At 59.4% G+C, this 18,582-nt stretch carries 14 protein-coding genes; 8 read left to right on the top strand and 6 right to left on the bottom strand.

The window, feature by feature from the left end:
• Positions 1-176 precede the first annotated feature (176 nt).
• From ACMXYH_RS06835 to ACMXYH_RS06810, 6 genes are all read left to right on the top strand, one after another.
• Positions 177-1,523 (top strand): imelysin family protein, encoded by a 1,347-nt coding sequence (locus ACMXYH_RS06835; RefSeq protein ID WP_415766664.1) that lies wholly within the window; start codon positions 177-179, stop codon positions 1,521-1,523.
• 296 nt (positions 1,524-1,819) lie between these two features.
• The gene (locus ACMXYH_RS06830; protein ID WP_415766663.1) at positions 1,820-3,247 is read left to right on the top strand and encodes a di-heme oxidoredictase family protein; all 1,428 of its coding nucleotides are present in this window, start codon (positions 1,820-1,822) and stop codon (positions 3,245-3,247) included.
• A gap of 26 nt (positions 3,248-3,273) precedes the next feature.
• Positions 3,274-4,338, top strand: coding sequence for an imelysin family protein (locus ACMXYH_RS06825; RefSeq protein WP_134417439.1), 1,065 nt, complete (start codon positions 3,274-3,276; stop codon positions 4,336-4,338).
• Between the two features lie 14 nt (positions 4,339-4,352).
• Entirely contained in the window at positions 4,353-5,453 is a 1,101-nt protein-coding gene (locus tag ACMXYH_RS06820) for a DUF1513 domain-containing protein (protein WP_415766662.1), read from the top strand.
• A 203-nt stretch (positions 5,454-5,656) separates the two neighbouring features.
• On the top strand, positions 5,657-6,805 hold the full coding sequence (locus tag ACMXYH_RS06815; protein ID WP_415766661.1) for an efflux RND transporter periplasmic adaptor subunit: 1,149 nt from the start codon (positions 5,657-5,659) through the stop codon (positions 6,803-6,805).
• 13 nt (positions 6,806-6,818) lie between these two features.
• The gene (locus ACMXYH_RS06810) at positions 6,819-9,845 is read left to right on the top strand and encodes a multidrug efflux RND transporter permease subunit (RefSeq protein ID WP_415766660.1); all 3,027 of its coding nucleotides are present in this window, start codon (positions 6,819-6,821) and stop codon (positions 9,843-9,845) included.
• A 197-nt stretch (positions 9,846-10,042) separates the two neighbouring features.
• Here the strand turns inward: ACMXYH_RS06810 and ACMXYH_RS06805 are convergent, their stop codons facing one another.
• The 5 genes from ACMXYH_RS06805 to colR form a co-directional block, all read right to left on the bottom strand.
• Entirely contained in the window at positions 10,043-10,270 is a 228-nt protein-coding gene (locus ACMXYH_RS06805) for a hypothetical protein (protein ID WP_134417431.1), read from the bottom strand.
• A 2-nt stretch (positions 10,271-10,272) separates the two neighbouring features.
• Entirely contained in the window at positions 10,273-10,986 is a 714-nt protein-coding gene (locus tag ACMXYH_RS06800) for a lipopolysaccharide kinase InaA family protein (RefSeq protein WP_415766659.1), read from the bottom strand.
• 4 nt (positions 10,987-10,990) lie between these two features.
• Entirely contained in the window at positions 10,991-11,659 is a 669-nt protein-coding gene (locus ACMXYH_RS06795) for a class I SAM-dependent methyltransferase (RefSeq protein ID WP_129445063.1), read from the bottom strand.
• Positions 11,660-11,820: 161 nt separating this feature from the next.
• Positions 11,821-13,098, bottom strand: coding sequence for a sensor histidine kinase (locus tag ACMXYH_RS06790; RefSeq protein WP_134417429.1), 1,278 nt, complete (start codon positions 13,096-13,098; stop codon positions 11,821-11,823).
• Positions 13,088-13,771, bottom strand: coding sequence for a two-component system response regulator ColR (colR, locus tag ACMXYH_RS06785; protein ID WP_008155536.1), 684 nt, complete (start codon positions 13,769-13,771; stop codon positions 13,088-13,090). The genes ACMXYH_RS06790 and colR overlap by 11 nt, the downstream gene beginning before the upstream one ends.
• A gap of 204 nt (positions 13,772-13,975) precedes the next feature.
• Between colR and ACMXYH_RS06780 the strand changes: the two genes are divergently transcribed.
• Together ACMXYH_RS06780 and ACMXYH_RS06775 are read left to right on the top strand one after the other, a co-directional pair.
• Positions 13,976-15,925, top strand: coding sequence for an LTA synthase family protein (locus ACMXYH_RS06780; RefSeq protein WP_415766658.1), 1,950 nt, complete (start codon positions 13,976-13,978; stop codon positions 15,923-15,925).
• A gap of 54 nt (positions 15,926-15,979) precedes the next feature.
• Positions 15,980-16,723, top strand: coding sequence for a phosphatase PAP2 family protein (locus ACMXYH_RS06775; RefSeq protein ID WP_415766657.1), 744 nt, complete (start codon positions 15,980-15,982; stop codon positions 16,721-16,723).
• Positions 16,724-16,923: 200 nt separating this feature from the next.
• Here the strand turns inward: ACMXYH_RS06775 and groL are convergent, their stop codons facing one another.
• Positions 16,924-18,567 carry a chaperonin GroEL gene (groL, locus tag ACMXYH_RS06770; protein ID WP_129438004.1) on the bottom strand — a complete coding sequence of 548 codons (1,644 nt, stop codon included), beginning with the start codon at positions 18,565-18,567 and terminating at the stop codon, positions 16,924-16,926.
• Positions 18,568-18,582 lie beyond the last annotated feature (15 nt).

Raw genomic sequence — 18,582 nt, 5'->3', positions numbered from 1 at the left:
GTAGGAGCTGTCGAGTGAAACGAGGCTGCGATCTCTTGATCTACGACACAACTCCCGCCTGAATAAGAAATATTTCCAGGTACAGCCCTTTACAGATAATGCGAAAGATTTGCATTATGTCGCAGTTTTGCGCGCTTGCTGCGCCATTCCACCCTTCTCGAAGCAGGATGTTCGCCATGATTCGTATGCCTCTGGCTACCGCCAGTCTGTTGGCCATCGCTATTTCCCTCGCCGGTTGTGGCGAAGGCAAAGACAAAGCTGCCGCTGCGCAAGCACCGACTCCGGCCGCCAGCACCACGGCCCCGGCGGCTGCACCTGCCGCTGCCAGTAAAGTCGATGAAGCCGCGGCCAAAGCCGTTGTCGCGCATTACGCCGACATCGTCTTCGCCGTTTACAGCGATGCCGAATCCACCGCGAAGACCCTGCAAACCGCCGTCGACGCCTTCCTCGCCAAGCCGAACGCCGACACCCTGAAAGCCGCCAAGGCTGCCTGGATCGCTGCCCGCGTTCCTTACCTGCAGAGCGAAGTGTTCCGCTTCGGCAACACCATCATCGACGACTGGGAAGGTCAGGTGAACTCTTGGCCACTGGACGAAGGCCTGATCGACTACGTCGACAAATCCTACGAGCACGCACTGGGTAACCCGGGCGCCACGGCCAACATCATCGCCAACACCCAGGTTCAGGTCGGCGAAGACAAGGTCGATGTGAAAGACATCACCCCGGCAAAACTTGCCAGCCTGAACGAGCTGGGTGGTTCCGAGGCCAACGTCGCCACCGGCTACCACGCGATCGAATTCCTGCTCTGGGGCCAGGATTTGAACGGCACCGGCCCTGGCGCCGGCAACCGTCCAGCTTCCGACTACCTGGAAGGCAAAGGCGCAACCGGCGGTCATAACGATCGTCGTCGCGCTTATCTGAAGTCCGTGACCCAACTGCTGGTCAGTGACCTGGAAGAAATGGTCGGTAACTGGAAGCCGAACGTGGCCGACAACTACCGCGCCACCCTGGAAGCCGAGCCAGCTGAATCCGGCCTGCGCAAAATGCTGTTCGGCATGGGCAGCCTGTCCCTGGGCGAACTGGCGGGCGAGCGCATGAAGGTTTCCCTGGAAGCCAACTCCCCGGAAGACGAACAGGATTGCTTCAGCGACAACACCCACAACTCGCACTTCTACGATGCCAAAGGCATTCGTAACGTGTACCTGGGCGAATACACCCGCGTCGACGGCACCAAAATGACCGGCGCCAGCCTGTCGTCCCTGGTGGCCAAAGCCGACCCGACTGCCGACACCGCGCTCAAAGCCGACCTGGCCGCCACCGAAGCCAAAATCCAGATCATGGTCGATCACGCCAACAAGGGTGAGCACTACGACCAACTGATCGCCGCCGGCAACACCGCTGGCAATCAGATCGTCCGCGACGCTATCGCTTCCCTGGTCAAGCAGACCGGTTCGATCGAAGCCGCCGCTGGCAAACTGGGCATCAGTGACCTGAACCCGGACAACGCTGATCACGAGTTCTGATCAACGCTGGCTGAATAAAAAGGCGACCTTCGCAGGTCGCCTTTTTTATCCCTGCCCAAAATCGGGTTTCACACCGGTCAAAATGTGGGAGCGGGCTTGCTCGCGAAGGGGCCATCACAGACAACATCTCCAGTGCGGCAAACACCGCTTTCGCGAGCAAGCCCGCTCCCACAGGGGATTGCGGTTTTCCAGAAAAACCCTGCTCCACATCAACCAAACGATAATTCCTCTTATTCAATCTCCCCTGCCCTGTTAGACTTTGCGCCCCTTGTTTTGCTCGTCTTGCAGGATGTCCGATGCCCTCGCTGCCTCTTCGCTTGTCCGCACTGTTTCTGGCCCTGGGCCTGAGTGCCTGCGATGACGCCCCGCGCTTTACCCAAGCCGAACCCGGTGAAGCCCGGTCCGGTGGCAGCGCAACCGTGCGCAAGACCGATCAGAACTCATTTTCCCTGCCGTCCGCCAATCTGCCGCCGTCACGGCGCGTGGACTTCAGTGTCGGCAACAGTTTTTTCCGTAATCCCTGGGTGATCGCGCCGTCGACCACCACCGCCCGGGATGGCCTCGGGCCGTTGTTCAACACCAACGCGTGCCAGGGCTGCCACATCAAGGACGGCCGCGGTCATCCGCCCACGCCTGATGCGCAGAACGCCGTGTCGATGCTGGTGCGCCTGTCGATTCCCGATACGCCGGCGTATGCCAACGTCATCAAGCAACTCGGTGTCGTCCCGGAGCCGGTCTACGGCGGACAATTCCAGGATATGTCCGTGCCGGGTGTCGTGCCGGAAGGCAAAGTGCGCGTCGATTACACGCCCGTTCCGATTCGTTTCAAGGACGGCACCGAAGTCGAGTTGCGCAAGCCGACGTTGCAAATCACCCAACTCGGCTACGGCCCGATGCACCCTGACACCCGTTTCTCGGCCAGGGTTGCACCGCCAATGATTGGCCTCGGCCTGCTCGAAGCGATTCCCGACGAAGCGATCCTGGCCAATGCCGAGGCTCAGGCAAAAGACAAAAACGGCATCGCCGGACGCCCGAACCGGGTCTGGGATGACGCGCAGCAAAAAACCGTTCTCGGGCGATTTGGCTGGAAGGCCGGCCAACCAAACCTCAATCAACAGAATGTTCACGCGTTCTCCGGCGACATGGGCCTCACCACCAGCCTGAGACCCGTTGATGACTGCACCGACGCGCAAACCGCCTGCAAACAGGCACCGAATGGCAATGGCCCGGATGGCGAGCCGGAAGTCAGCGACAACATCCTGCGCCTGGTGCTGTTCTACAGCCGTAACCTCGCCGTACCGGCCCGCCGCGATGTCAGCGCCCCCGAGGTGCTGGCCGGCAAGACTCTGTTTTTCCAGGCCGGATGCCAGTCCTGCCACACCCCGAAATACACCACCGCCGCCAACGCCGCAGAACCTGAACTGGCCAATCAAGTGATTCGCCCTTACAGCGATCTGCTGCTGCACGACATGGGCGACGGTCTGGCCGACAACCGTAGCGAATTCCAGGCCAGTGGCCGCGACTGGCGCACCCCGCCGTTGTGGGGCATCGGCCTGACACAGGCGGTCAGTGGCCACACCCAGTTCTTGCACGATGGCCGCGCCCGCAATCTGCTCGAAGCCGTGCTCTGGCATGGCGGCGAAGCAACAGCGGCGCAACAACAGGTTTTGTCTTTCAATGCCGAGCAGCGCGCTGCGTTGCTGGCGTTCTTGAATTCCCTTTAATACGTATTCCATAGCGGGAGCCCGACATGTTCCGTCCCAAATTGTTGTTCACCAGCCTTGCCGCGCTAGCCTTGGGCGCCTGTTCGCCTCAGGATCCGCAGGCCGTCACGTCGGCGGCCATCGCCAAGTCGGTGATCCTGCCGACCTACACGCGTTGGGTTGAAGCCGACCGCCAATTGGCCGTCAGCGCCCTCGCCTACTGCGAAGGCAAGGAAAACCTCGACACCGCCCGCGCCGACTTCCTGCACGCGCAGAAAGCCTGGGCCGAGCTGCAACCGCTGCTGATCGGGCCGCTGGCCGAGGGCAATCGCGCCTGGCAGGTGCAGTTCTGGCCGGACAAGAAAAACCTCGTCGGCCGTCAGGTCGAGCAACTGGTCACCGCACAGCCGCAGATCGATGCCGCTGCCCTGGCCAAGTCCAGCGTTGTGGTTCAAGGCCTTTCCGCCTACGAATACATCCTGTTCGACAGCAAGCCAGACGTGGCCAACGACGCGCAGAAAGCCAAATACTGCCCGCTGCTGAAAGCGATTGGCGAGCGTCAGAAACAGCTGGCCGAAGAGATCCTGAAAACCTGGAACAACACCGACGGCATGCTCGCGCAATTGAGCAAATTCCCGAACCAGCGCTACGCCGATTCCCACGAAGCCATCGCCGATCTGTTGCGCGTGCAAGTCACCGCCCTCGACAGCCTGAAGAAAAAACTCGGCACGCCGATGGGCCGTCAGACAAAGGGTGTGCCACAACCGTTCCAGGCCGATGCATGGCGCAGCCAGTCGTCCCTGACCGGCCTCGAAGCCAGCCTCGCCGCCGCCAAAACGGTATGGGAAGGCGTCGACAACAAAGGCCTGCGCGGCCTGTTGCCGAGCGAGCAAAAACCTTTAGCCGACAAGATCGACGCCGCTTACGCCGCGTCCCTGAAACTGTTCGCCAGCAACCAGCGCTCGCTGACCGAGATGCTCAACGACGATGCCGGTCGCCAGCAACTCAACGACCTCTACGACAGCCTCAACGTCGTCCACCGCCTGCACGAAGGCGAACTGGCCAAGGCGCTAGGCATTCAACTGGGCTTCAACGCCAACGACGGTGACTGATGAGGGCAAGTTCCATGCTGCGACGCCAGGCTCTGACGTTAGGTAGTTTGCTGCTGGGTGCGATGACACTGGGCGGCTGGACGCTGTTCAAGCAAAAGGACAAAAGCCCGCTGCTGCTCTCGGCGCGGGACGACACCGACGGCAAACACTACGCCGTCGGCTATCGGCTGGACGGCACCCGGGTGTTTGCCACCCAGGTCGGCCAGCGTTGCCACGACATCATCAACCACCCGACGCTGCCGATTGCGCTGTTCGTCGCCCGTCGCCCTGGCACCGAGAGTTACCTGATCGACCTGAGCGACGGCACGCTGCTGCAAACCGTGACCTCGCTGCCGAACCGGCACTTCTACGGTCACGCGGTGATTCACAAAAGCGGCGACTGGCTGTACGCCACCGAGAACGATACCTCCGATCCGGGTCGAGGCTTGCTCGGTGTGTATAAGTTCGAAGGCGAGCGGCTGGTACACAGCGGCGAGATTTCGACCCACGGCGTCGGCCCGCATCAGGTGTCGTGGATGCCCGATGGCGAAACCCTGGTGGTGGCCAATGGAGGCATTCGCACCGAGGCCGAAAGCCGCGTCGAGATGAACCTCAATGCCATGGAGCCAAGCCTGGTCCTGATGCATCGCGATGGCACCCTGCTGAGCAAGGAAACCCTCGCCCAGCCGATGAACAGCGTGCGGCATTTGGGAATCGCCAGCGACGGCACCATCGTCGCCGGCCAGCAGTTCATGGGGCCGTCTCACGAGTCGTCGGAACTGCTGGCGATCAAGCGTCCCGGCCAGCCATTCGTGGCCTTCCCGGTGCCTGAGCATCAGTTGCAGGCCATGGGGCATTACACCGCCAGTGTCGCGGTGCACAGCGAACTTCGCCTGGTCGCGTTGACCGCGCCACGGGGCAACCGCTTTTTCATCTGGGACCTGGACAGCGGTGAAGTGCGCCTGGACGCACCGCTTCCCGATTGCGCCGGAGTCGGCGCGGTAGCCGATGGCTTTGTCGTGACTTCGGGCCAGGGGCGCTGCCGGTTCTACGACTGCCGCCAGACAGATCTTGTAGCAAAACCCCTTGAGCTGCCTGCGGGGCTCTGGGATAACCACCTTCACCTGATGGCGTGAATAACACCGAAAAGATCGCAGCCTTCGGCAGCTCCTACATTGGAATGCGTACACTTTGTAGGAGCTGCCGAAGGCTGCGATCTTTTCAGGCCAACGCCAATCGATAGCCTTACACCCTATTAGTTCTGCCAGTTGGAATCAACCTCCCACTCGGAGTAATGTGCCCGACTGTCTCACCTGATTTTCTCCAAGGAAGTGGAAATATGCTGCGTCGCCGCATGCTGATCATGTTGGGTGTTGTTTTGCTGATCGTGCTGGTCCTGGCCGGTTACAAAGCCTTCTCCATCTACACGATGATTCAGGGCTTTGCTGTGCCGAAACCGGCGATCAGTGTTGCTGTGGCCACTGCTACCGAACGGCCGTGGCAAGCCCGCCTGCCGACCGTCGGCACCCTCAAGGCACTGCAAGGCGTCGACCTGAGCCTGGAAATCGCCGGCACCGTCACGGATGTGCAGTTCGAGTCGGGGCAGAAGGTTAAGGCCGGTCAGCCGATCGTCCAACTCGATAGCGCCGTGGAAACCGCCCTGCTGGAAACCGCCCTCGCCGACCTCGGACTGGCCCAAGTGGATTACAACCGTGGCAGCCAGCTGGTGGGCAGCCAGGCGATTTCCAAAGGCGAGTTCGACCGACTATCGGCGGTATTCAAAAAGAACAAGGCCACGGTCAATCAGCTCAAGGCTTCGCTTGAGAAAAAACGCATCGTAGCGCCGTTCAGTGGAACCATCGGCATTCGTCAGGTGGACGTCGGTGACTACGTGGCCAGCGGCACCATGATCGCCACCCTGCAAGACCTCAGCAGCCTCTATGTAGACTTCTTCGTGCCCGAGCAGTCGGTACCGAAGATCGCCCTCGGCCAACCGGTACAGATCGTTGTCGCGGCCTACCCGACACAAACCTTCCCCGGCACCATCAGCGCGATCAACCCGAAAGTCGAAAACAGCACGCGCAATGTCCAGGTCCGCGCGACCCTGGCCAATCCCGACAGCAAACTGTTGCCGGGGATGTTCGCCAGCCTGCAAGTGTTGTTGCCCGACCCGCAGCCGCGCATCGTCGTGCCGGAAAGCGCGATCACTTACACGCTGTACGGCAACTCGCTCTATGTCGTCGCGCAGAAAAAAGCCGAAGACGGCAGCCTGGAAAAAGACGACAAGGGCCAACCGATCCTGATCGCCGAACGGCGTTTCATCGAAACCGGTGAGCGCCGCGATGGGCAAGTGATGATCACCAAAGGTGTGCAGAACGGCGAAAAAGTGGTCACGGCCGGCCAGATCAAACTGGACAACGGCGCACACATTGCGATCAGCGACGACAAGACCTTAGCCGAGAAGAACAGCCCGCCGCGCGCGGACTGATCAAGGAACCCCCATGGCTTTTACCGACCCGTTCATCCGCCGCCCGGTGCTCGCCACCGTGGTCAGCCTGTTGATTGTGCTGCTGGGCTTCCAGGCCTGGAGCAAGCTGCCGCTGCGCCAATATCCACAAATGGAAAACGCCCTGATCACGGTGACCACCGCTTATCCCGGGGCCAACGCCGAAACCATTCAGGGCTACATCACCCAACCGATGCAGCAAAGTCTGGCCAGTGCCGAAGGTATCGACTACATGACGTCGGTCAGTCGCCAGAACTTCTCGGTGATCTCGATCTACGCGCGCATCGGCTCCAACAGCGACCGCTTGTTCACCGAACTGCTGGCCAAAGCCAACGAGGTGAAGAACCAACTGCCTCAGGACGCCGAAGACCCGGTGCTGAGCAAGGAAGCCGCCGACGCCTCGGCACTGATGTACATCAGCTTCTTCAGCAAGGAGCTGAGCAACCCGCAGATTACCGACTACCTGTCGCGGGTCATCCAGCCAAAACTGGCGACCCTGCCGGGCATGGCCGAAGCCGAGATTCTCGGCAACCAGGTATTTGCCATGCGTCTGTGGCTGGATCCGGTCAAGCTGGCCGGTTTCGGCCTGAGTGCCAGCGACGTGACCGATGCAGTGCGCAAATACAACTTCCTCTCCGCCGCCGGCGAAGTGAAAGGCGAGTACGTCGTCACCAGCATCAACGCCAATACCGAGCTCAAGTCCGCCGAAGCCTTTGCCGCGATTCCGCTCAAGGTCGAGGGTGACAGTCGCGTGCTGCTCAGCGATGTGGCGCGGGTTGAAATGGGTGCGGAAAACTACAATTCGATCAGCTCCTTCGGCGGGACCCCTTCGGTGTACATCGGCATCAAGGCCACGCCCGGCGCCAACCCGCTGGACGTGATCAAGGAAGTGCGCAAGATCATGCCGGACCTGGAAGCCCAACTGCCGCCGAACCTCAAAGGTGAAATCGCCTACGACGCCACGCTGTTTATCCAGGCCTCGATCAACGAGGTGATCAAAACATTGTTCGAAGCGGTGCTGATCGTCATCGTGGTGGTGTTCCTGTTTCTCGGCGCGCTGCGTTCGGTGGTGATCCCGGTGGTCACCATCCCGTTGTCGATGATCGGCGTGATGTTCTTCATGCAGATGATGGGCTACTCGATCAACCTGCTGACGTTGCTGGCGATGGTATTGGCCATCGGCCTGGTGGTGGACGACGCCATCGTCGTGGTGGAAAACATCCACCGGCACATCGAAGAAGGCAAGACGCCGCTGGATGCGGCCATCGAAGGCGCTCGGGAAATCGCCATGCCGGTGGTCTCGATGACCATCACCCTGGCGGCGGTCTATGCGCCGATCGGCTTCCTGACAGGGCTCACGGGGGCGCTGTTCAAGGAGTTCGCCCTGACCCTGGCCGGGGCGGTGGTGATCTCCGGCATCGTCGCCCTGACCCTGTCGCCGATGATGTGCGCCTTTTTACTGCGTCACGACGAAAACCCCAGCGGTCTCGCCCATCGCCTGGACCTGATTTTCGAAGGCCTCAAGCGCCGTTACCAAAGCATGCTGCACGGCACCCTGAACACCCGGCCGGTGGTGCTGGTGTTTGCGGTAATCGTGCTGTGCCTGATCCCGGTGCTGCTCAAGTTCACCAAGTCGGAACTGGCGCCCGATGAGGACCAGGGCATCATTTTCATGCTGGCCAACGCCCCGCAACCGGCCAACCTCGACTACCTCAACACCTACACCGACGAATTCATCACGATCTTCAAGGAGTTTCCCGAGTATTACTCCTCGTTCCAGATCAATGGATTTAACGGTGTACAGTCGGGGATCGGCGGTTTCCTGCTCAAACCGTGGAACGAACGCAGCCGTACGCAAATGGCGATCCTGCCCGAGGTCCAGCGCAAACTGGAGAGCATCTCCGGGTTGCAGATCTTCGGTTTCAACCTGCCCTCCTTGCCCGGCACGGGCGAAGGGTTGCCGTTTCAGTTTGTCATCAACTCAGCCAACGATTACGAGTCGCTGCTGCAGGTGATGGACCGAGTGAAAAAACGCGCGATGGAGTCCGGCAAGTTCGCCTTCGTCGACGTCGACCTGGCCTTCGACAAACCTGAAGTGGTGGTGGATATCGATCGCGCGAAGGCCGCACAAATGGGGGTTTCCATGCAGGACCTGGGCGGGACGCTCGCGACGTTGCTGGGTGAGGCGGAGATCAACCGTTTCACCATTGAAGGTCGCAGCTACAAAGTCATCGCGCAGGTCGAACGACCTTTCCGAGACAACCCTGACTGGCTGAACAATTACTACGTCAAGAACACCCAAGGCCAACTGCTGGCCTTGTCGACCCTGATTACCGTGACCGACCGGGCGCGTCCACGGCAGTTGAACCAGTTCCAGCAACTCAACTCTGGCATCCTGTCCGGGGTGCCGCTGGTCAGCATGGGTGAAGCCATCGACACCGTGCGCCAGATCGCGCGGGAAGAGGCGCCGGTGGGTTATGCCTTCGACTATGCTGGCGCATCCCGGCAATACGTCCAGGAAGGCAGTGCGCTGTGGGTCACCTTCGCCCTGGCGCTGGCAATCATTTTCCTGGTACTGGCGGCCCAGTTCGAAAGCTTCCGCGATCCGCTGGTGATTCTGGTGACCGTACCCTTGTCGATCTGTGGTGCGCTGATCCCGCTGTTCCTGGGCTGGTCGAGCATGAACATCTACACCCAGGTCGGCCTGGTGACGTTGATCGGGCTGATCAGCAAGCACGGAATCCTGATCGTCGAATTCGCCAACCAGTTACGCAAGGACAAAGGCCTGACGCCGCGCGAGGCCGTGGAGGAAGCGGCGGCCATTCGTCTGCGTCCGGTGTTGATGACCACTGCCGCGATGGTGTTCGGCATGGTGCCGTTGATCATCGCCACGGGGGCGGGAGCCGTCAGCCGGTTCGACATCGGCACGGTGATCGCCACGGGGATGTCGATCGGGACGTTGTTTACGTTGTTTGTGCTGCCGTGCGTGTACACCCTGTTGGCTAAACCCGATAAACCCTAGGGAACACACATAACCTGTGGGAGCGAGCTTGGTCCGGGCGGCGTTCCGACGATAGCGGTGTAACAGTCACCTCATCGCTGAATGTGCCACCGTCATCGCGAGCAAGCTCGCTCCCACATGGACGGTGCAAGGCTCGAAAGTCGGGAATAAAAAAAGGCCTCGCATTAGCGAGGCCTTTTATTTTGGCTTCAATCTGTTCAACTTTGTGGCCTCAATCCTTGAGAAAGTCCGAACATGAACAGCAATAAATCATGATCGGGTTGGGATGCCACGGATGCCTTCGCAACGCGTGGCAATGGACAGTGTGCGTCGCCGTTCACTGAACTGAGGACTTGCGTGCGGGGCTGCTCCCAAGCCGCCACCGCCAGTGAAGCAACTGCCAAGGCTCCTATTAAAAATATACCTCGTGCAATTTCGAGTTTCATTGCTATAAACCCTTGATAGCGCTGCCAAACGCCGTCTTATAAAAGTAGACGAGTTTTTGCCAGTCCGTCGTGCTGAACGACGAGTGGCGACGCAGTTGCTTCATGTCATGAGTAGCCGCTTGCCGGGCGGTGAAACGCTGCCGACATTTTTCCAGATCGATCAAGGCCACTTCAACTTTGGCAGCCTCGCCTTCACCGGTGACGCGCACGAACACGTGCTTGGCATAAAGGCAGCTGTGCTGCCAGCGGCCCTTGTGCATCCGGGCCAGGTTCTCGGCCAGTTCCTTCAACACTCGATCATGCACAGCCTCACCGTGATGCTCGCGACCGCCGCCAGCGTACCAGTGTTCGATTTCCTCGTAGCCGTCCAGCGCCTTGGTGATCAGCAATGCGCGCCATTTATGCACCGGATCGCGCTGTGCACCGCAGAAAACGATTTCCGGAACGCGAACGTCGAGCAGGTTCAGGGCGATGAGCGCATCACGCTCGCGCAACACCGTCGGCCGACCGAACGGGTGCAGCAAGCTGCGATGGATATGCCCGGACTGACGTTTAACGTACAGCAGCTGTCCATTGCCGCTCACGACGCGCTGCACACCGCTTTCTCCACCGCGACGGGCGTTGGGTTCTTCTACCCATTCACCGCGCTGATTCCAAAAATAATCGAAGCGGTCCTGGGGAGCGACTTCCGTTTCTGCTGCACATTGCACTGCCATTCTGTTACCTCTTGCGTAATACGTAGACCCGCCACATGGCATAGAGCGGTAAAAAGTCCAGTTGTTCCTGAATAAGAAAACCCGCCTGCTCGAATTCCTTTTCAACCGTAGCAGCCGGTAACACAAATCGATTTTGGTAACCTACATGCCCACGTGTTCTCTCAAGCCGCTTGCGTTTCCACGCTTTGAAATTGCCGTCCACCCACAAAGAAAGGATCACGCTGTCGCGAGTGACTCGCTCGAACTCGCGCAAAATAGCCAGTCGATGCTCGGCTTCACCGATGTGATGGAGCAAACGCATGCAGAAAATGCTGTCGACGGCGTTATCAGGCAAGGCAATGTCGAATGCAGAAGTGTGCAAGGGTTGTACCCGTTTCACCACATCGGCAGGTTGCGCCTGCATGGCGATCTTCAGCATGGATTCAGAGTTGTCGGCCCCGATGATGGCGCGATTGGTTTTTTCCGCCAGCAAAGGCCAAAAGCGCCCCGCACCGCAGGGCAAATCGAGGATCAGCCCCGGCTCACCGGCCAGTGCCAATGCCTTGCGCGCCAGTTGCTCGTCACGCCAGTGGGACAGGCGGCGGCCAAAGCCATCCTGGTGTTTGCGCAAGTATCGTTGAGCGTGTTGATCGTCGTATTTTTCGGAAAAATCCAGTTTGATCGGGCCGTCCATCATCAAGGTTTCCTGAGCTGCTGATGGCTCCCACGATAGGTCGCGCCGTGTCAGCGTCAGGTCATGCCGCTGTGAAAAAAATGTCATGCAAAACCCGAATTATTTCGAGGATTCACAGGACGAAAACGATTGTATCGGGTTAATGCGTTTCAATAAGGCGATCAGTTACTCGTTGACAACTCCACCTGAAAACGACAGCCGTTGGGTTCCATGTTCGTCAGACTGACGCTCCAACCCTGGTTTTCACAGATCCGTTGCACCAGCGACAGCCCCAGCCCCAGGCCTTCGCCGCGTTTCTCGCTGCCCCGCACGAAGGGCTCGAACATCGCCTCGCGTTTTTCCTCGGGAATGCCCACGCCACTGTCTTCGACGATGAAACCGGTGGCCGTCAGCGTCAGGCGAATAAACCCGCGCTCGGTGTAATGCAGCGCATTACGCAGCAGGTTGCCCATGACCGCGTGCAGAAGGGTTGCGTTGTAGCTGGTGTTTGCCGGGTTGCCCGGTTCAAAGATCAGCGCCAGCCCCTTGGACTCGATCGGCTCGCGCCACAGATTGAGCAGTCCATCGGCGACCTGGTTCAGGTTCTGCTGGGGCGACATGCTGGCGTCTTCACGTTGTTTGCGGGCCAACATCAGAAAGGTTTGCACCAGCTCGCGCATCTCTTCACAGGCGCGGGCGATTCGCTCGACCTGAGCACGTCCACGCTGATCGATGCCGGGGTTTTCCAGCAGCAGCTCGCAGGAACTGGCCAGCACCATCAATGGCGTGCGCAGTTCGTGGCTGACGTCACTGGTGAACAACCGTTCGCGGGTCAACGCCTGGCGCAAGCGCCCGAGGGTAGCGTCGAAGGCCACGGCCAACTCGCCCACCTCATCAGCGGCGTAATCCGGCGCCAGCGGTGGCGCCAGACCTAACAATTGGTCACGGTGTCGGACCTGGCGGGCCAGTCGCACCACGGGCGCCATCACTTTGCGCGCCAGTATCCAGCCGAGAAACACCGCCAATGCCAGACTCAGAACGAAGCCCACCAGCACCACGGCAAACAGCACCCGTTCACGCTCTTCGAAATCGCTCTGATCCTGTAACAGCACATAACGCCGGCCGTCGACGACTTCAACCATCGCGTGATACGACAGTTGCTCACGAAACACTTCGTGAAAACCCGGCTCCAGATGGCGTAAATCCTTGGGCAACTGAAAATCGCCCGGCCCGCCACTGAAATAGAACAGCTGGTCCGGCTCGGGACGGTGGCTCCAGTCCGTGACACTGTCCATCAACAACAGCCGTTGTAAATCGCCCCCCAGACCTGCCGAAATCAGTTTTTCTTCCACCAGGTGCACGGTCGCCACAATGCCCATGGCGAAGGCCCCTGCCACCAATGCGCTCATCAGCGCAAAGGCGATGATGATCCGTTGAGCAAGGCTCTGCTTAAACTCCATCACGGCCCTCGGCCAAGCGATAACCCACACCGTGCACGGTTTGCAGCAACGGTTTGGCGAACGGCTTGTCGATCACTTGGCGCAATTGATGGACGTGGCTGCGCAGGCTGTCGCTGTCCGGGCAGTCGTCACCCCACAGCGCCTCTTCGAGAATTTCCCGGCGCAGCACATGAGGGCTTTTCTGCATCAGCACCGCCAGCAACTTCAGGCCCACCGGGTTGAGTTTGAGCAGACGACCTTCGCGGGTCACTTCCAGGGTGTCGAGGTCGTAGTTCAGATCGCCGACCTGCAAAGTACGGCGACCGCCACCCTGGGTGCGACGCATGACCGCCTCGATGCGCGCCGCCAATTCAGACAGGGCAAAGGGTTTGATCAGGTAATCATCGGCGCCGGATTTGAAACCTTGCAGCCGGTCGTCCAATTGATCGCGGGCGGTGAGCATGATCACCGGCGTGTCGCGGCGCGCGTCTTCGCGCAGGCGTTTGCACAGGGTGTAACCGTCGATGCCTGGCAACATGATGTCGAGCACGATCAAGTCGTAATGCTCGGTGGCCGCCAGGTGCAAGCCTGACAAACCGTCCTGCGCGCAATCCACGGTGTAACCCTTGAGCCCCAGGTAATCGGCCAGATTGGCCAGGATATCGCGGTTGTCTTCAACCAATAGAATTCGCATGGGTATCTCCTGCGTACACAGTAACGGCCGTCGTGGCCCGCGCAGCTTAAGGCCAAGCGTGGCTCAGGGCTAGGGTTACGGTGGCTGGAATCAATCCGCTCAACCAAATGATAGAGTTAACACGTTTTTCACTATCGATTCACAAGCCGACTACAGTGGAGGCGCGAGAATCCCACGCAATTGTTGTTAAGGAATGCACACACAATGGACCTCTTCAAGACCGCGCCAATGCGCTTTCTCCTGCTCGTCACCGGCACATGGCTGGTCATTTTCTTGCTGACCCGCACGGTTTTGCTGCTAACCCATCTGGATGAGGCCGGTAGCGGATTTCTGTCGGTGTTTGGCATTGGCCTGCTCTACGACCTGGGCTTCATTGCCTATGCAGCGCTGCCGATGGGTCTCTACTTGCTGCTCTGCCCACCGGCCTTATGGCGCCGCCGCGGCCATCGCTGGTTCCTTCAGGGACTGCTGACCGTCAGCCTGTTCGCCATGTTGTTCACCGCGGTAGCCGAGTGGCTGTTCTGGGATGAGTTCGGTGTTCGCTTCAACTTTATCGCCGTCGATTATCTGGTGTACTCCGACGAAGTGCTGAACAACCTTCTTGAGTCCTACCCGATCGGCACGCTGCTGAGCATCCTCGCCGTGCTGGCCGTGGCCCTGAGTTTCGCGCTGCGCAAACCCTTCAATGCCGCACTGGACTCACCCTTGCCCCCGCTGCGCGGGCGCCTGCTGAATGCGCTGGGCCTGTTGATCGTCGCCGGTCTGAGCCTGCAATTGCTCAGCCAGGATTCACCGCGCGCACAGGGCGGCAATGCCTATCAGAATGAACTGACGAGCAATGGCCCGTATCAGTTCTTCGCCGCCTTCCGTAACAATGAACTGGATTACCCGCAGTTCTACAGCAGCCTGCCGCCGGAAGTGGTTGCGCAACAGATTCGTGCCGAACTGAGCGAACCCAATGCGCGTTTCATCGGCGAGGATCCGCAGGACATTCGCCGGATGATCGACAACCCGGGCACTGTGCGCAAACCCAACATTGTGCTGGTGACGATTGAAAGCTTCAGCGCCAAGTACATGGGCAGTAACGGCGACGAGCGCAACCTGACACCCAACCTCGATGCCTTGCGCAAGCAGAGCCTGTACTTCAACAACTTCTATGCCACCGGCACCCGCACCGATCGCGGCCTTGAGGCCATTACCCTGGCGATCCCGCCAACCCCGGGGCGTTCGATCGTCAAGCGTGTGGGGCGTGAAAGCGGTTTCGCCAGCCTCGGCCAGCAACTCAGCGCCGTGGGTTACGACAGCGTGTTCGTCTATGGCGGACGCGGTTACTTCGACAATATGAACGCGTTCTTCAGTGGCAACGGTTACCGTGTGGTGGACCAGAGCAGCGTCGATGAATCAGAGATCCACTTTAAAAATGCCTGGGGCATGGCTGACGAAGATCTCTACAACCAGACCCTCAAACTGGCCGACGCTGACTACGCGAAACAGCAGCCGTTTCTGCTGCAACTGATGACCACCTCCAACCATCGCCCTTACACCTACCCGGACAACCGGATCGACATCAAATCCGGCAACGGTCGCGACGGTGCGGTGAAGTACACCGACTATGCCATTGGTCAGTTCCTCGATCAGGCGCGCCAAAAGCCGTGGTTTGACAATACAATCTTCGTCTTCGTCGCCGACCACACGGCCGGCAGCGCCGGCATGGAAGACTTGCCGATCAAAAACTATCAGATTCCGTTGTTCATCTATGCACCGAAGCTGATCGATGCACGGGAAACCGCGCAGCTGGCCAGCCAGATCGACCTGGCGCCGACCTTGCTGGGTTTGCTGAACCTGGATTATCAATCGACCTTCTTCGGCCGCAACCTGCTGCAGGACAATCCACTGCCGCCCCGCGTGGTCGTTGGCAATTACCAGCATTTGGGCTTGTTCGACGGCAAGGATTTGGCGATCCTGAGCCCTCGCCAAGGGCTGCGCCGCCATGATGCAGCACTGACTGAGAGCCGCGAGTCCCGAGCCACCGCCAGCGACCCGTTGATTGCCCGTGCTATCACCTATTACCAAACCGCCAGTTATGGCTTCAAGCAACAGCTGCTTGGCTGGAGGGCGCCCATGGAGGGCACCGACCAAGTCAGCGCACATTAATCGAATCGCCCCGGGCTGATGCCCCGGGGCTTTTTCCTTTGTTCAGGATCCACCATGCCATCAACTGCTGTCCGTCCCGCCTCCCGCCCGCTGAATTTCTGGGTGTGCCTGGGCGTTCCCGCCATCGCGGCGATCATTCTGATGCTGCTCGAACTGACGTCCCTGGACATGGATCTTGCCAAGCTGTTCTATGACCCGGTTGCGGGTGATTTTATCGGACGGCACAGTTCCTTCCTGGAAGACATCCTGCATGACCGCGCCAAGCAGGTGGTCATCGCCTTCTCGGTGTTGGCCATCTTCGGCTTCATCGCCTCCTTTTTCATGGACCGGCTCAAACCGATCAAACGGGAATTGGGTTGCCTGGTACTGTCTCTGGCGCTGGCAACCTCCTTTGTCACGCCAGTCAAAGCGGTGACGGCCGTGCAATGCCCGTGGAGCCTTGAGCAATTCGGCGGCCACGAAATCTACAGCGAACTGCTCAGCCCTCGCCCGCACACCGATAAACCGGGTCGTTGCTGGCCCGGCGGTCATGCGGCGACCGGTTTCACACTGTTTGCGCTGTTCTTCGTCCTGCGGGACCGTCGTCCGCGTCTGGCGCGCCAGGCGCTTGTGTTCGCTTTCGCGTTGGGCACGGTGTTTTCGATCGGCCGGATGATGCAGGGCGCGCACTTCTTTTCGCACAATGTGTGGACGGCGATTTTCTGCTGGCTGATTTGTCTGGGGTCGTATTACTACATCCTGTATCGCCCGGCTTCCAAGGCTGATCGAGTGGCTAAAGCATCACCAGTCAACGCCTGAAATACAAAACCAATGTGGGAGCGAGCTTGCTCGCGATGAGGCCATAACCTTCACTATTGATGGTGACTGTTATGCCGCTATCGCGAGCAAGCTCGCTCCCACAGTGGTCCGGTGCAATTTCAAGATCCAGGTAAATCGAAGGCAATAAAAAGCCCCGCCTGCTGATCGCAGGCGGGGCTTTTTATAGGGGTCAGGCTGGCTTACATCATGCCGCCCATGCCGCCCATACCGCCCATGTCTGGCATGCCGCCGCCAGCTGGTTTGTCGTCCGGAGCATCAGCGATCATGGCTTCGGTGGTCAGCATCAAGCCACCAATGGACGCCGCAGCCTGCAGAGCAGAACGAGTCACTTTGGTAGGGTCGAGGATGCCCATTTCAATCATGTCGCCGTATTCGCCGGTAGCAGCGTTGTAACCGAAGTTACCCGAACCTTGCTTGACCTTGTCGACTACTACGCTTGGCTCGTCGCCGGAGTTGGCAACGATCTGACGCAGTGGCGATTCGATAGCGCGACGCAGTACAGCAATACCGACGTTCTGATCAGCGTTGTCGCCTTTCAGTTCGCTGATGGCTTGCAGAGCGCGAATCAGCGCTACGCCACCGCCAGGTACCACGCCTTCTTCAACGGCTGCACGGGTAGCGTGCAGGGCGTCTTCAACGCGGGCTTTCTTCTCTTTCATTTCAACTTCGGAACCAGCGCCAACCTTGATCACTGCAACGCCGCCGGACAGCTTGGCCAGACGCTCTTGCAGTTTTTCACGGTCGTAGTCGGACGAAGTGTCGGCCACTTGCTGACGGATTTGCAGAACGCGAGCCTGGATATCAGCTTCAACGCCGGCGCCGTCGATGACGGTGGTGTTTTCCTTGGTTACGGCTACGCGCTTGGCATTACCCAGGTGTTCCAGGGTAGCGCTTTCCAGGCTCAGACCGATCTCTTCGGAGATAACGGTACCGCCGGTCAGGACAGCGATGTCCTGCAGCATGGCCTTGCGACGGTCACCAAAGCCAGGAGCCTTGACGGCAACCACTTTGACGATACCGCGCATGTTGTTCACAACCAGAGTCGCCAGGGCTTCGCCTTCAACGTCTTCGCTCACGATCAGCAGCGGACGACCTGCTTTGGCAACGGCTTCCAGTACTGGCAGCAGTTCACGGATGTTCGAGATTTTCTTGTCGACCAGCAGGATCAGCGGACCGTCGAGCTCGGCAGTCATGGTCTCTGGCTTGTTGACGAAGTACGGGGACAGGTAGCCACGGTCGAACTGCATGCCTTCAACAACCGACAGTTCGTTTTCCAGGCCCGAGCCTTCTTCAACGGTGATCACGCCTTCTTTACCGACTTTTTCCATGGCTTCGGCAATGATGTCGCCGATGGAGTTGTCGGAGTTGGCCGAGATGGTGCCGACCTGAGCGATTGCCTTGGTGTCAGCGCAAGGCTTGGACAGGGCTTTCAGCTCTTTGACGATAGCGATGGTCGCTTTGTCGATACCGCGCTTCAGGTCCATCGGGTTCATGCCGGCAGCGACGGCTTTCAGGCCTTCGTTGACGATCGATTGAGCCAGAACGGTAGCGGTGGTGGTGCCGTCGCCTGCGTCATCGTTGGCACGGGAGGCAACGTCTTTGACCAGCTGCGCGCCCATGTTTTCGAAGCGATCTTTCAGCTCGATTTCTTTGGCAACGGACACGCCGTCCTTGGTGATGGTCGGAGCGCCGAAGCTCTTCTCGATGATCACGTTACGGCCTTTAGGGCCCAGGGTCGCTTTTACTGCGTCAGCCAGGACGTTGACACCGGCGAGCATTTTCTTGCGGGCGGAATCGCCGAATTTAACTTCTTTAGCAGCCATGATCGATATTCCTTA

The organism is Pseudomonas frigoris (assembly GCF_047758635.1).
GTDB lineage: Bacteria > Pseudomonadota > Gammaproteobacteria > Pseudomonadales > Pseudomonadaceae > Aquipseudomonas > Aquipseudomonas frigoris.
Note: the sequence above shows the minus strand (reverse complement) of the source record. Positions and strands in the feature narration are given on the sequence as shown.

Bases quoted from the DNA above. Each gene is read 5' to 3' on its own strand.
- ACMXYH_RS06795 (WP_129445063.1), bottom strand. From the start codon at position 11,659: ATGGACGGCCCGATCAAACTGGATTTTTCCGAAAAATACGACGATCAA.
- ACMXYH_RS06800 (WP_415766659.1), bottom strand. From the start codon at position 10,986: ATGGCAGTGCAATGTGCAGCAGAAACGGAAGTCGCTCCCCAGGACCGC.
- ACMXYH_RS06780 (WP_415766658.1), top strand. From the start codon at position 13,976: ATGGACCTCTTCAAGACCGCGCCAATGCGCTTTCTCCTGCTCGTCACC.
- ACMXYH_RS06810 (WP_415766660.1), top strand. From the start codon at position 6,819: ATGGCTTTTACCGACCCGTTCATCCGCCGCCCGGTGCTCGCCACCGTG.
- ACMXYH_RS06820 (WP_415766662.1), top strand. From the start codon at position 4,353: ATGCTGCGACGCCAGGCTCTGACGTTAGGTAGTTTGCTGCTGGGTGCG.
- ACMXYH_RS06775 (WP_415766657.1), top strand. From the start codon at position 15,980: ATGCCATCAACTGCTGTCCGTCCCGCCTCCCGCCCGCTGAATTTCTGG.
- ACMXYH_RS06815 (WP_415766661.1), top strand. From the start codon at position 5,657: ATGCTGCGTCGCCGCATGCTGATCATGTTGGGTGTTGTTTTGCTGATC.
- ACMXYH_RS06825 (WP_134417439.1), top strand. From the start codon at position 3,274: ATGTTCCGTCCCAAATTGTTGTTCACCAGCCTTGCCGCGCTAGCCTTG.
- ACMXYH_RS06835 (WP_415766664.1), top strand. From the start codon at position 177: ATGATTCGTATGCCTCTGGCTACCGCCAGTCTGTTGGCCATCGCTATT.
- groL (WP_129438004.1), bottom strand. From the start codon at position 18,567: ATGGCTGCTAAAGAAGTTAAATTCGGCGATTCCGCCCGCAAGAAAATG.
- ACMXYH_RS06805 (WP_134417431.1), bottom strand. From the start codon at position 10,270: ATGAAACTCGAAATTGCACGAGGTATATTTTTAATAGGAGCCTTGGCA.
- ACMXYH_RS06830 (WP_415766663.1), top strand. From the start codon at position 1,820: ATGCCCTCGCTGCCTCTTCGCTTGTCCGCACTGTTTCTGGCCCTGGGC.
- ACMXYH_RS06790 (WP_134417429.1), bottom strand. From the start codon at position 13,098: ATGGAGTTTAAGCAGAGCCTTGCTCAACGGATCATCATCGCCTTTGCG.
- colR (WP_008155536.1), bottom strand. From the start codon at position 13,771: ATGCGAATTCTATTGGTTGAAGACAACCGCGATATCCTGGCCAATCTG.